The organism is Actinacidiphila epipremni, from assembly GCF_012034175.1.
GTDB lineage: Bacteria > Actinomycetota > Actinomycetes > Streptomycetales > Streptomycetaceae > Actinacidiphila > Actinacidiphila epipremni.
The window spans coordinates 139,860-153,794 of the sequence record NZ_JAATEJ010000012.1 but is presented as its reverse complement, the minus strand read 5'-3'; the positions used below and the strand labels follow the sequence as shown (position 1 = coordinate 153,794).

Annotated in this window: 10 protein-coding genes; 7 read left to right on the top strand and 3 right to left on the bottom strand. The window is 73.2% G+C overall.

Annotated features, from left to right (window positions below; genetic code table 11):
• The first annotated feature begins 158 nt into the window (after positions 1 to 158).
• Both budA and HCN08_RS17110 read left to right on the top strand, forming a co-directional pair.
• Complete coding sequence (gene budA / locus HCN08_RS17115) at positions 159 to 917, top strand: acetolactate decarboxylase (protein WP_167983959.1); 759 nt, start codon at positions 159 to 161, stop codon at positions 915 to 917.
• 190 nt (positions 918 to 1,107) lie between these two features.
• Entirely contained in the window at positions 1,108 to 3,408 is a 2,301-nt protein-coding gene (locus HCN08_RS17110; protein WP_206318873.1) for a glycoside hydrolase family 3 N-terminal domain-containing protein, read from the top strand.
• Between the two features lie 62 nt (positions 3,409 to 3,470).
• On the opposite strand, the gene HCN08_RS17105 is transcribed toward HCN08_RS17110, so the two are convergent.
• The gene (locus tag HCN08_RS17105) at positions 3,471 to 4,898 is read right to left on the bottom strand and encodes an MFS transporter (protein WP_167983958.1); all 1,428 of its coding nucleotides are present in this window, start codon (positions 4,896 to 4,898) and stop codon (positions 3,471 to 3,473) included.
• Between the two features lie 136 nt (positions 4,899 to 5,034).
• Between HCN08_RS17105 and HCN08_RS17100 the strand changes: the two genes are divergently transcribed.
• The 5 genes from HCN08_RS17100 (at position 5,035) to HCN08_RS17080 (ending at position 11,705) form a co-directional block, all read left to right on the top strand.
• Positions 5,035 to 5,712, top strand: coding sequence for a TetR/AcrR family transcriptional regulator (locus HCN08_RS17100; protein WP_167983957.1), 678 nt, complete (start codon positions 5,035 to 5,037; stop codon positions 5,710 to 5,712).
• A gap of 377 nt (positions 5,713 to 6,089) precedes the next feature.
• Positions 6,090 to 8,501, top strand: a complete 2,412-nt coding sequence (locus HCN08_RS17095; RefSeq protein ID WP_407648822.1) for an endonuclease/exonuclease/phosphatase family protein — start codon at positions 6,090 to 6,092, stop codon at positions 8,499 to 8,501.
• A gap of 128 nt (positions 8,502 to 8,629) precedes the next feature.
• Positions 8,630 to 9,067, top strand: coding sequence for a glutaredoxin domain-containing protein (locus tag HCN08_RS17090; protein WP_167983956.1), 438 nt, complete (start codon positions 8,630 to 8,632; stop codon positions 9,065 to 9,067).
• A 216-nt stretch (positions 9,068 to 9,283) separates the two neighbouring features.
• Positions 9,284 to 9,982, top strand: a complete 699-nt coding sequence (locus tag HCN08_RS17085; protein ID WP_167983955.1) for a DUF4232 domain-containing protein — start codon at positions 9,284 to 9,286, stop codon at positions 9,980 to 9,982.
• A gap of 274 nt (positions 9,983 to 10,256) precedes the next feature.
• A complete protein-coding gene (locus HCN08_RS17080; RefSeq protein ID WP_206318872.1) occupies positions 10,257 to 11,705 on the top strand; it encodes a discoidin domain-containing protein in 1,449 nt (482 codons plus the stop codon).
• 102 nt (positions 11,706 to 11,807) lie between these two features.
• Here HCN08_RS17080 and HCN08_RS17075 read toward each other — a convergent pair whose 3' ends face one another.
• Entirely contained in the window at positions 11,808 to 12,740 is a 933-nt protein-coding gene (locus HCN08_RS17075) for an NADP-dependent oxidoreductase (RefSeq protein ID WP_167983954.1), read from the bottom strand.
• 404 nt (positions 12,741 to 13,144) lie between these two features.
• A complete protein-coding gene (locus tag HCN08_RS17070) occupies positions 13,145 to 13,774 on the bottom strand; it encodes an LUD domain-containing protein (protein ID WP_167983953.1) in 630 nt (209 codons plus the stop codon).
• Positions 13,775 to 13,935 lie beyond the last annotated feature (161 nt).

The following is a 13,935-nucleotide window of genomic DNA, read 5'->3' as shown; positions in this document are numbered from 1 at the left end:
GGTTTTCCCGCCCCGCCCCACCGGCCCGGGCCAGGGGATTCGCCGCCCCGCCCCGCCCGCGCGCACACTCGACAGCAGGCACGGCGAGCGAGCCCCAGGCCCGTAAAGCCCGTAAAGCCCAGAAGAGCCCCGCACCCCACAGGAGGGAGCGGCCGACCATGACCCCCACCCCCGACGACACCCCCGCGCCCGGCGCGCCCACCCCAACCGGCGAGGTGTACCAGACCTCCACGATGGGCGCCCTGCTCGACGGCGTCTACGACGGCGACGTCACCGTCGCCGAACTGCTGGAGCACGGCGACTTCGGCCTCGGCACCTTCAACCGGCTCGACGGCGAGATGCTGGTCCTCGACGGCACCTGCCACCACCTGCACGCCGACGGCAGCGTCGCCCTCGCGGCCGGCGACGAGCGGACGCCCTTCGCCGCCGTCACCCGCTTCGCACCCGACCTCCGGGTGCCGCTCACCGCACCCTGCGACCGCCGCGACCTGCTACGGCAGCTCGACGAGGCCATCGCGGGCAGCGCCAACCTCATCCACGCCGTCCGCGTCACGGGCACCTTCGAGGCCGTGCACACCCGGACCGTACGCGAGCAGCAACCGCCCTACCCGCCGCTGAACGAGGCGACGGCCGGGCAGCGGGAGAGCGTGGTCCGCGACGCCGCCGGCACGCTCGCGGGCTTTCGCACCCCCGCCTTCGAGCAGGGCGTCTCGGTCGCCGGCTACCACCTGCACTTCCTCGACGACGAGCGGCGCCGCGGCGGCCACGCGCTGGACTTCCGCCTCGCGCACGGCACCGCCGAGATCAGCACCGCCTCCGAGCTGCACCTGAACCTGCCGACGACCCGGCAGTTCCAGGACGCGCAGCTCGCACCCGCCGACGCCGACCGGCGGATCCGCCAGGCCGAGGGCCACTGAAGGGCAGCCGAAGAGCGGCTGAAGAGCGGCTGAGGGACGACCGACAAAGCGACCGACGAGCGCCTGAGCAGAAACCCGGCGCGCCAGACCCGTACGCGCCCTTGACAGCGGATCGTGCGCGCTGGCCTCATCTATGGGAGCGCTCCCATACTCCAGGGCCCCCCACGGCCTCCCCCCACCCGGAGTCGTCATGTCCAGACGTACGTACCGCAGAGCGGGCGTCGCCCTAGGCGCCGTCCTCGCGATGCTCTCCCTCACGAACGCGGCGGTCCACGCGACCGCCGCGACCTCGCAGCCCGGCGCCCAGGCGGCCGGGCTGCCGTACCAGGACCCCTCGCTGCCGGTCGCGCAGCGCGTCGACGACCTGCTCTCGCGCATGTCGCTCGACGAGAAGATCGGGCAGATGACGCAGGTCGACAGGACCGCGCTGACCTCCGCCCCCAACGACCTGGCCACGTACCGGATCGGCTCGGTCCTGTCCGGCGGCGGCTCGGCGCCGAGCCCCAACAACGCCGGCTCCTGGGCCGACATGTACGACAACTTCCAGCGCACCGCGCTCAGTACGCCGCTGGCCATCCCGATGGTCTACGGCATCGACGCGGTGCACGGCGACAACAACGTCTACGGCGCCACGATCTTCCCGCACGACATCGGCCTCGGCGCGACGCGCGACCCGGCGCTGGTGCAGAAGATCGGCCGGGCGACCGCCGAGGAGGTGTCGGGCACCGGCATCGACTGGGACTTCGCGCCCTGCCTGTGCGTGGCGCGCAACGACCGCTGGGGCCGTACGTACGAGTCGTTCGGCGAGACGCCCGACCTGCCCACGCAGATGACCACCGAGATCACCGGCCTCCAGGGCGAGACGCTCGGCGGCCCGGCATCGGTGCTGGCCACCGCCAAGCACTACATCGGCGACGGCGGCACGGACGGCGGTGTCAACGAGGGCAACGCCACGCTGTCGGAGGCGGACCTGCGGGCGATCCACCTGCCCCCCTTCAAGGCGGCCGTGGACCGCGGGGTCGGCGCGGTCATGGTGTCGTACAGCAGCTGGAACGGCGTCAAGGACCACTCCAACCACTACCTCCTCACCGACCTGCTCAAGGGCGAACTCGGCTTCTCCGGCTTCGTGGTGTCGGACTGGGCGGGCATCGACCAGATCGACGGGCGGCAGGGCTTCACCGCGGCGGAGGTCGCGACGGCGGTCAACGCCGGTATCGACATGGTGATGGTGCCGACGGACTACAAGTCCTTCATCGCCGACCTGAAGAGCGACGTGAGCAGCGGCACGGTCACCACGGCCAGGATCGACGACGCCAACCGCCGCATCCTGACCAAGAAGTTCCAGCTCGGGCTGTTCGAGCACCCGCTGACCGACCGCTCGTACACCGCCACGGTGGGCTCCGCCGACCACCGGGCGATCGCCCGGCAGGCGGTGCGCGAGTCGCAGGTGCTGCTGAAGAACGACGGCAATGTGCTGCCGCTGTCGAAGTCGGCGAAGATCTTCGTGGCCGGCAAGTCGGCCGACGACATCGGCAACCAGAGCGGCGGCTGGACGATCAGCTGGCAGGGCGCGAGCGGCAACACCACGCCGGGCACGTCGATCCTGCAGGGCATCAGGTCCGCGGTGGCCAACTCCTCGCAGGTGACGTACAGCAAGACCGGCGACGGGATCAGCTCGTCGTACGACGTCGCCGTCGCGGTGATCGGCGAGACGCCGTACGCGGAGGGCCAGGGCGACCGGACCGGGTCGATGGGCCTGGACCAGACGGACCTGGGCGTGCTGGCCAAGCTCAAGGCGAGCGGTGTGCCGGTCGTGACGGTGCTGGTGTCCGGCCGCCCGCTGGACATCGCCGCCCAACTCCCGGACTGGAAGGCGCTGCTGGCGGCCTGGCTGCCCGGCACCGAGGGCAACGGCGTCTCGGACGTGCTCTTCGGGGACTACGCGCCGACGGGCAAGCTGCCGGTGTCGTGGATGCAGAGCGTGTCGCAGGAGCCGATCAACGACGGTGACGGCAAGACGCCGCTGTTCGCGTACGGTTACGGCCTGACGTACGGCGGCACGACCCCGCCGACCAGCCCGCCGCCGACCACTCCCCCGCCGACGACGCCGCCGCCGACCACTCCCCCGCCCACGACCCCGCCCCCGACGACGCCGCCGCCCACCACCCCGCCGCCGACCACGCCGCCCGCGAGCGGCTGCACGGCGACGCTGACGGTGACCAACTCCTGGTCCGGCGGCTTCCAGGCGGATGTCGCCGTCGCCAACCCGGGTACGTCCGCGCTCGGCGGCTGGAAGGTCACGTGGTCGCAGCCGGGCGCGACCATCACCAGCCTGTGGAACGGCACGCTCTCACAGAGCGGTTCGTCGGTGACGGTCACCAACGCCCCCTACAACGGCGCCGTTTCGCCGGGCGCCTCGGTCTCCTTCGGCTTCACCGCCAACGGCGCCCCCGGCTCACCGCTGCCCGTCCCGGTGTGCACCGCGTCGTAGCACGTCCGCCGCAACCCACCCGGGAGCCGGGCCCGTCGAGGCGGGCCCGGCTCCTTCGGGTGTTACGCCGCTGCCGCCGCGCCGGCGATCTGGTCGGCGGTCGGGGCGAGCCGCGGGGAGAAGAAGAGGGTGACCAGGAAGGTGCCGGCGCAGAAGGCCGCCGCGATCAGCAGGCCGCGGTGGAAGCCGGCGACCAGGGCGTCGGACTGCGTGGCGCCGGTGGTCAGGGCGTGGGTGGTGCGGGAGGTGGCGAGCGTGGTGACGACGGCAAGGCCGACCGCGCCGCCGACCTGCTGGAAGGCGGTGAAGACCCCGGAGGCGGCGCCCGCGTCGGTGTCCTTGACCTCGACGACGGCGGCGATCTGCGCCGGCACGGACACCGCGATGATGCCGATGCCGAACAGCACCGTGCCGGGCAGGATCTGGCTCGCGTACGCGCCGGTGGCGTCGGCCCGGGAGAGCAGCAGCAGCCCCGCGGCGCCGAGCAGGGTGCCGGCGGTCTGCACCGGGCGGGTGCCGAAGCGGTGGATGAGCGGGGTGGCGAGCACCGCGGAGGCGATGGCCGCGCCGCCCATCGGCAGGAATTCCACGCCGGCCCGCAGCGCGCTGTCGCCGCGCACCTGCTGCAGGAAGATCGCGGTCAGGTAGAACATCGACAGGAAGCCCGCGCCGGTCAGCGCGATGGCGCCGCCCGAGCTGCTCAGGGCGCGCGAGCGCAGCAGCCGCATCGGCACCAGCGGCGCGTCGGTGCGGGTCTCGACGAGGACGAAGGCGACGAGCAGCAGCACCCCGCCGGCCAGGCAGCCGACGACCTCGGCGGAGGACCAGCCGAGCGGTTCGGCGCGCACGACCGCGTAGACGACGGCGAGCAGCCCGCCGGTGGCCAGCAGCGCGCCCAGCAGGTCGAAGGAGCGGTTGCCCGCGTGCGGCTTGATGTGCGGGACGAGCAGCGGGGTGACGGCGACCAGCGCGACGACGATCGGCACGTTGACGATGAAGACCCAGCGCCAGCTCAGCGAGTCCACGAGGAAGCCGCCGGCGACGACGCCGAGGGTGCCGCCGAGGCCGGCCAGGCCGCCCCACACGCTCATGGCGATGTTGCGCTCGCGGCCGCGCGGGAAGGTCACGGTGAGGATGCCGAGCGCGGCGGGCGAGAGCAGGGCGCCGCCGAGGCCCTGCACGGTACGGGCGGCGATCAGCAGCCCGGGTGAGCCGGCCAGGCCCCCGGCGAGCGAGGTCACGCCGAACAGCACCAGGCCGGCGACGAAGACGCGGCGCGGCCCGAGCAGGTCGGCGGCCCGCCCGCCGAGCAGCAGGAAGCCGCCGAAGACCAGGGTGTAGGCGCTGATGACCCATTGCAGGCCGTCGGGGGTGAAGCCGAGGTCGGTCTGGATGTGGGGCAGCGCGACGTTCACGATCGTCACGTCGAGCACCACGATGAACTGGGCGAGGGCCAGCACGGTGAGCGTGGCCCAGGGACTGCGTCGCATAGCAACCTCAACGGTGTTTACAGCGTATGCTTACAGCGCAACCATACAGGCAGAGCTTACGATGTAAACCTCCGCCGCCTGTGTACGCTGTAGACCCCGGTGGGGGCGGCGGCGGACAGGGAGAAGGTGGGCGCAGATGGCGGCGCAGAAGCGTTTGAACCGCGACGACCTGGTCACCACCGCACTGGCCGTCGCGGACGCCGAGGGGCTGGACGCGGTCACCGTCCGCCGGGTCGCGCAGCTGCACGGCGTCACCCCGATGGCCCTCTACCGGCACTTCGAGGACAAGGACGGGCTGCTGCTCGCGATCGCCGAGCGGCTGCTGGCCGGCACCGTGCTGCCCGCGCCGGACGACCGGCCCTGGTACGAGCAACTGCGCGACCTGCTCGGCAACTTCGTCGACGCGCTGCGCCCGCACCCGAACGCCGCGCTGCTGGTCTTCCAGGGCATGGTCACCACCGAGCCGGGCCTGGCCGTCACCGAGCGGTCGCTGGAGCTGATGGCGCAGGGCGGTATGTCGGCCGAGCGCAGCGCCGAGTGCGCGAGCCAGATCCTGGGCTCGCTGGTCGCGCTCGCCCTCGCGGCGCCCGTGCCGCTGCCCGGCCCCGACCCGGAGGCGCGCGAGGACGAGGTGCGCGCCAAGCGCGCGACGCTGCTCGCGCTGTCGCCGCGCCGCTATCCGCACATCGTCGCCGCCGCGGACACCCTCGCGGCGTGCTCGGACCCGGAGTTGTACTTCGACCGCGGGGTGGACATGGTCGTGACCGGCATACGCGACGCCGCCCGCGCGGAGGCCGCCGCCGCGGGCCACTGAGCCGCCGCCGTACGCCCCCGGTACACCCCTCGTACGCCCGCCGTACGCCCGCCGCCGCACCCGCGCACCCCGTTGCGTACACCCCCGTACCCCAGGGCCGTACGTGACTGCATGTCACCTGCACGATCGGGATGTATCGGAGCATAAGCCGCAGCCGTCGCCCGCGGCACCCAGAATTCACCGGAAAGCCCCTTCACGGGCCGGTCTACGCGCGTATCTTGAGGCCCGATCGTGCGCCGCCCCATGCGGGGTGACGCGCCGTCACCGCCATCTGCCCCGCACGAAGGAGAAACCCTCCGGTGTCGCACCCCTCTGAGGCCACGGACGCCCCACCACGCCCCGCCGCGCAGCCGCCCGCCGGGCTCCGCAAGCGGTTCCTGCCGATCGGCATAGCCGGCGCCATGGTGCTGGCCGGGATGGTGGGCGTGCACGCCGCCTTCGCCGCGCCGTCCGCCGACGCCCTCATCTCCGAGGTGTACGGCGGCGGCGGCAACTCCGGGGCCACGTACACCAACGACTTCGTGGAGCTGGCCAACGCCGGTGCCGCGCCGGTGGACCTGGGCGCCTACAGCGTGCAGTACCTGCCCGGCGCGCCCACCGCGTCCTCCAAGTGGCAGGCCACCCCGCTGACCGGCTCGCTCGCCGGCGGCGCGCGCTACCTGGTCCAGGAGGCCGCGGGCACCGGCGGCAGCACCCCGCTGCCCGCGCCCGACGCCACCGGCGCGATCAACATGTCCGGCACCAGCGGCACGGTCGCCCTGGTCACCGGTGCCGACCCGCTCACCTGCCTGACGGCCGCGGACTGCGCCGCCGACCCGCGGGTCAAGGACCTGGTCGGCTTCGGCACCGCGCTGGTGCACGAGGGCGGCGGCGCCGCGGCCGGCGCGAGCAACTCCGCCTCCGTGGCCCGCGCGAGCTCGCTCGCCGACACCGACGACAACGCGGCGGACTTCACCGCCGGCGACCCGACCCCGCAGAATTCCGGCGGCTCGGGCCCGACCCAGCCGCCCACCACCCCGCCCACCACGCCCCCGACGACCCCGCCGGTCAGCGGTGTGTCGGCGCGGATCCACGACATCCAGGGCGACACCCGCAACTCCCCGCTCGCCGGCAAGGCCGTCAAGGACGTCACCGGCGTCGTCACGGGCGTGCGCGACTACGGCTCCTCGCGCGGCTTCTGGATGCAGGACCCGACGCCGGACGCCAACCCCCGCACCAGCGAGGGCATTTTCGTCTACACCAGCTCCAGCCCGACCGTCGCGGTCGGCGACGGCGTCTCGGTCGCCGGCACGGTCTCGCAGTACTACCCGGGCGGCGCCGACACCGGTGTCCAGGCGGTCACCGAGATCACCAAGCCGGTCGTGACCAAGCTCTCGGCCGGCAACGCGCTGCCCGCCCCCGTCGTGCTCGACGACAAGGACGTGCCGGGCGCGTTCGCGCCGAGCGCGGGCGGCGGCAGCATCGAGGACCTGCCGCTGCGGCCGACCGAGTACGCCCTCGACCTGTACGCCTCGCTGGAGGGCATGAACGTCCAGGTCAAGGACACCCGGGTGGTCGGCGCGACCGACACGTACGGCGAGCTGTGGGTCACCGTCAAGCCCAAGCAGAATCCGACCAAGAGCGGCGGCACCCTCTACACCGGCTACGACCAGCCCAACTCCGGCCGGCTGATGGTCCAGTCGCTCATCCCGACCGCGACCTCGCCCTTCCCGGTCGCCAACGTCGGCGACACCTTGCGCGGCACGACCACCGGGCCGCTGGACTACAACCAGTTCGCCGGTACGTACGCCGTCCAGGCCCGGCAGATCGGCACCGTCAAGAGCGGCGGCCTCAAGCCCGAGGTCACGGCGAAGGCGGCCGGCGACCAGGTGACCGTGGCCACCTACAACGTGGAGAACCTGGCGCCGGGCAACCCCCAGTCGAAGTTCGACGCGCTCGCGCAGGGGCTGGTGCACAACCTGCGGGCGCCCGACATCGTCGCCCTGGAGGAGATCCAGGACAACAACGGCGCCACCGACGACGGCACGGTGGCCGCGGACCAGACGCTCACCAAGCTGACGGACGCGATCGTGGCGGCCGGCGGCCCGCGCTACCAGTGGCGGGAGATCGACCCGGTCAACGACAAGGACGGCGGCGAGCCCGGCGGCAACATCCGCCAGGTGTTCCTGTTCAACGCCCAGCGGGTCGGCTTCACCGACATCGCCGGCGGCGACTCGACCACCGCGGTCGGCATCAAGGGCACCGGCGACGCGACGTCGCTGACCGCCTCGCCGGGCCGTATCGCCCCGAACGACCAGGCGTGGAACACCAGCCGCAAGCCGCTGGTGGGCCAGTTCACCTTCCGCGGCAAGAAGCTGTTCGTCATCGCCAACCACTTCGACAGCAAGGGCGGCGACCAGGGCATCGACTCCCGCTTCCAGCCGCCGGTGCGCAGCTCGGAGGTGCAGCGGGTGCGGCAGGCGATCCTGGAGCACGACTTCGTGCAGCAGCTGGAGACCGCCGACAAGAAGGCGGACGTGGTCGTCCTGGGCGACCTGAACGACTACCAGTTCTCGCCGGCCGTCCAGAGCCTGACCGGCAACGGCTCCGCCCTGACCGACCTGGTCAACACGCTCCCGGTCAAGGAGCGCTACTCCTACGTCTACGAGGGCAACTCCCAGGTCCTCGACCACATTCTGGTCTCCCCCAACCTGGACAACCGCGTCGCCTACGACGTCGTCCACATCAACGCGGAGTTCTCCGCGCAGACCAGCGACCACGACCCGCAGGTCGTCCGGCTGCGCCCGTAGCCAGCCGCGGCACGAGGGGGTGGGCCTGCCCGGCGGGGCGGGCCCACCCCCTCGGCGTTGCCGGGGCGGGTTGCGGCCACCGGCCGTGCCGGGGCGGGTGGTTGGGTGCGCCGGTAGCCTGGGGCCTCATGATGCGCGCGTGGAGGATGCCGGTGGCGCTCGTCGCGTGCGGCGCGGTCGTCGCCGGCGGGTCGGCCGCCGGCGGGAACCCGGCGCTCGCCGCGGCCGAGGCGGTGGTGTTCGCGGCGCTGGCGTGGCTGACCTCGCCGCTGCTCTTCCCGCGCCCGGTCGGCGCCGCCGAGGCGCAGCGCCGCAGCGCGGCCGACGGCCGGCCGGTCGTCTACTGGCGGCCCGGCTGCGCGTACTGCCTGCGGCTGCGGCTGCGGCTCGGCCGCGGTGGCCGCCGGCTGCACTGGGTCGACATCTGGCGCGACCCGCAGGGCGCGGCGGCGGTGCGGGCGGCCAACGACGGCGACGAGACCGTGCCGACCGTCGTGGTGGCGGGCCGGGCGTACACCAACCCCGACCCGCGGTGGGTGCGCGAGCAGGTCGCCGCGGGCCGGTGAGCCGCGGCCGGTGAACCGCGGCGAGTGCACCGCGGGCGGTAAGGCGCCGGCGGATGAACCGCGTCCGGTGGCCGGTTTCGGCGGAGCCGATCCCTCCCTGTACGCGGTCGGTAACAGATCAATGGCCCCCGCAAGCAGTGTCGGAGGGTTGTCGCATACTCGCCCCGTACCGGAAATGCACGAGGGGGCTTCCGGCAGGCCAACGGGGGGAAAACCGTGAGAATTTCTGCCGTCACCGACCACGCCGTCCGGCGCGCCACCGGGTACGCCCTGGGGGCCGCGGCGCTCGCCGCGGTGCTCGCGGTCACCGGGTGCGGCGCGGGCTCGCACGGCGGGAAGGCGTCGCACCCGCCGAGCCCGGCCGCGGCGGGAGCGGCGGGCGGCGCGGGGGCGGGCGCCGGCTCGGGCGCCCCGGCGACACCGGCCGGTTCCGGCGACTCGGCCGACTCCGGCGACTCCGGCGACGCGGGCAGAGCCGCCGACGCCTGCAAGCCGGACGCCGTCTCGCCGGCCGCGACGAACGAGGACGGCGAGGGCCGGGACCCGCGCCATCTGCTGCTCACGCTCACCAACGCGGGCGACAAGCCGTGCACCCTCTACCGCTACCCCTACGTCCGGCTCGGCACGTACTCCCGCTCGCCGGTCCCGGCGATCGAGGACAGCGCCCCGCGGGGCACGGTCACCCTCGCGCCCGGCGCACAGGCGTACGCGGCCCTGCTGGTGGGGGGCGGGAGGACGGACGCGTACGAGACCAAGGCGATCGCGCTGCTGCTGCAGGACCGCGACCCGGGCTCCACCACGGGCGACCCGGTGCCGTTCGAGCTGCCCGCGGTGGCCTCCTTCGACGAGGGCGCCCGCGTCACGTACTGGACCACCGCGCAGGGCGACGCGCTGGACTTCGTCATGTCCCGCTGAGGCGGCCCCGGGCGGCCCGCCCGCGGGAGCGGAGCGCCGGGCTCCGCGAGGTGTGCAGGCCGGCCCGCGGGTAAGGGCTTTCGGGCCGGACGGCCCGCCGAAGTGTCACGTGCGTATCGTGCGCAACATCTTGACGCCGGATTGGCGGGGTATTAGACAACTCTCTGGTCAAGAGAGCGCTCTCAGCCCGACCTACGGGGACGGAAGCGGTTACTTGCTTGCGTCCCCGTGCGCACCCCCCACCTTTGGGCACCTCGGGACAGGAGACCCACGCATGTCCTACGGACACGCAGCAACACCGCCGGCGGAAGGCCGCCCCACCGGCCACCGCAGGACCCGGACGAAGGCGCGGCTCACGCTCGCCGCCTTCACCGTCGGCGCGCTCAGCCTCGCGGGGCTGACCGTCGCCGCGGCGCCCGGCGGCGCGGCCACCCCGGCCGCCGCCCCGGCGGCCCACGCGGCGCAGGCGGCCCCCGCGGCTGCGCCGAACGCCGTGCCGGCGCCGCCCGCCGGATTCACCACCACCTGGAGCGACGACTTCAGCGGCGCGGCCGGCACCGGCCTGAACACCGGCACCTGGAAGTACGACACCGGCCCGGGCAGCAGCTTCGGCACCGGCGAGATCGAGACGATGACCAACAGCACCTCCAACGTCTACCAGGACGGCAACGGCCACCTGGTGCTCAAGGCGCTGCACAGCGGCAGCGACCCGCGCTCGGGCTGGACCTCGGGCCGGGTCGAGACGCAGGCCGCGACGTTCGGCGCGCCGGCCGGCGGCGTGGTGATGATGCAGTCCTCGATCCAGCAGCCGAACCTCACCACGGCCAACGGCGCCGGCTACTGGCCGGCGTTCTGGATGCTGGGCTCGACGCTGCGCAGCGGCGTGGGCTGGCCGAAGTCCGGCGAGATCGACATCCTGGAGGACATCAACTCCCGCAGCTCCGTCTTCGGCACCCTGCACTGCGGCACCGGCTCCGGCGGCCCGTGCCACGAGACGACGGGCATCGGCAGCGGTGAGCGGGCCTGCTCCGGCTGCCAGACCGCCTACCACACGTACGCGGTGCAGATCGACCGCTCGGTCTCGCCCGAGCAGATCCGCTGGTACCTGGACGGCAACAACTACTTCACCGTCAACTCCACGCAGGTGGACGCCCAGACGTGGGCGGACGCGGTGGACCACCCGTTCTTCATCATCTACGACCTGGCGATGGGCGGCGGCTTCCCCGACGCCTTCGGCGGCGGCCCGAACGCCGCGACCGTCTCCGGCGGCCAGATGAACATCGACTACGTGGCCGTCTACAACAAGGGCCCGGGCAGCACCACTCCGCCGCCGGCCGGCGGCAACCTGTCGCAGGGCAGGACCGCGACCGCGTCCTCGACGGAGAACGGCAGCTTCACCGCGCCCAACGCGGTGGACGGCAACACCGGCACCCGCTGGTCGAGCGCGTTCAGCGACCCGCAGTGGCTCCAGGTGGACCTCGGCGCGAGCCACACCATCAGCCAGGTGAAGCTCAACTGGGAGGCGGCGTACGCCAAGGCCTTCCAGATCCAGACGTCCAACGACGGCACGAACTGGACGACGATCTACTCCACGACGGCCGGCACCGGCGGCAACCAGACGCTCAACGTGTCGGGCAGCGGGCGCTATGTGCGGATGTACGGCACGCAACGCGCCACGCAGTACGGCTATTCGCTCTACGAGTTCCAGGTGTTCGGCAGCTAGCCGGCGCAGGGACGTAAGGGCATGAGGGCGCACGGCGCAAGGACGTGAGGAAAGGGGTGGGCCGGGCCGCCGGGTCCGGTCCACCCCGCCGTCGTCCGGGCCTCAGGGCTCCAGCACGATCTTGCCGGCCAGGTGCCCGGCCTCGCTCTCCCGGTGCGCGTCCGCGGCCTGCTCCAGCGGGTAGGCGCGGTGCACGGCGATTTGGAGCCGGCCGGCCGCGTGCAGCGCCAGCAGCTCCTCGGCGGCGGGCCCGCCGCGGTCGGCGCCCCGGCCGCCGCCGCTGCTGAAGGCCACCCCGTACTTCCCGGCGGCGACCGGGCTGCCGATGGTCACCACCCGCTCGGCGGGGGCCAGGGCGACCGAGGCGGCGATGGACTCCTCCAGGCCGGTGGTGTCCAGGACGGCGTCCACCCCGTCCGGGGCCAGCTCCCGCACCCGCTCCACGAGCCCTTCGCCGTACGCGACGGGTTCGGCGCCGAGCGCCCGCAGGTACGCGTGGTTGGCCGGGCTCGCGGTGCCGATGACCCGCACCCCGCGGCCGGCGGCCATCTGCACCGCGAGGCTGCCGACGCCGCCGGCCGCGCCGTGGACGAGCAGCGTCTCGCCGGTGCGCAGGGCGAGCGCCTCGAAGACCCGGTAGGAGGTCTCGCCGGCGACCGGCAGCGCGGCGGCCTCCGCGAAGCCGAGGGTGTCCGGCTTGATCACCAGCCTGCCGGCGTCGGCGAGCGCGAGCCGCGCGTACGCCCCGGTCAGGGTGCGGCCGAAGACCGGCTCGCCGGCCATCAGCCCGGTGACGCCCTCGCCCACGGCCTCGACCACGCCGGCCGCCTCGACACCGGGGACGTGCGGCAGCTCCACGGGGAAGGCGTCGTTCATCGCACCGGACCTGATCTTGTGGTCGAGCGGGTTCACGCCCGCCGCGCGCACCTCGATCCGCACCTGCCCGGGGCCGGGCTCGGGGATGTCGACGTCCACCGGGTGCAGGACGTCCGCGGAGCCGAACTCGGTGAAGGCGATGGCCTTGGTCTGGGTCATGTCGCACAGTCCTCGTATGCGTCGGTGGTGCCGGGACAGCACCGTCGCCTCCATCCTGGCCGTCCCGGGTAGTGGCCGCCTGGGAAATGAGATCATCAGAACATTGGAAGACCGGCAGAAGAATTTTCCGTCGTTTACAAGGCGGGTGGCGCACATCACCCGCTGAACACTCGGCATATTGTCCCTTTTGCCCGCTATGCCGCATAGAGACGTTTGCTCTGCCGTACCGCCCGTGCGACAGTCGTACCAACGGCCGCCTGACCCGAGCCCGGCCGTTCCCCAAGCGCCGCGGACCACACCCCCCTGCTCCGCGGCGGTCATGAAGAGGCCCTTCACGCAGTCGGCACCCCGACGCGAAGGGCCTCTTCACTTGTTCCCGGCGGCTGCCGCGGGGCCGCCCGGGCTCAGAAGCCGACGGCCTTCCGCAGCAGCAGGACCGTGCCGCGCCCGGGCACGAACTCCGCGTTGAGGACCAGCAGCCGGTTGACGGCACTCGGCCACCCGTGGGCCGCCATCGTACGGGCGGTCTCCAGCGGCAGGCAGTGCTCCTCGACCCGCCGCAGCGCGGTCTCCAGGTCGGGCACGATCTTCTGCGCCCCGACGACCCAGATCGCCCGGGCGGCGCCACCGGCGTACGCGGGCAGCTGGCTGCCGCTGCCCGAGGCGATCACCAGCGAACCGGTCTCGGTGACCGCGGCGACGCTGCCCACGGCGACGTCGGGGCTCGCCAGCAGCTTGCGGATCCGGTCGGCGCCGGTGGCCCGGTCGAGGGCCAGGACCTGCGGCCTGATCGCCTCGTACGTCTCGCCGGCGTTGACGTCCTGCTCGATGCCGGACAGGCGCAGCGTCTCGCTGGCCGCGGTGAAGACGGCGGCGCCGGGCGGTATCAGCTCCGCGACGCGGGAGCGGGCGGCGGCGAGGTCGTCGAGGATCTCCACGGTGAAGCCGTGGACGGTCAGCGCGGCGGCTGCCCGCTCCAGGCGGTCGGCGGGGGCCGGGTCGGCGAAGGGGCGGGCCGGTGTGCGGGTGGTCATGGTGGTCCCGGGCTTTCTGCTGGCTGGATGATGTTCCAGCGGTTCGACAACGCAGCTGCCGCGGATGTGAGGCGGCGGCGCTGGCGGGTGCGCGGGCCGCGGGGCCGGCCTCACGTTCCGGCCGGCTGCCTTGTCATATGGGTGAGGGGCAGCACAACGAG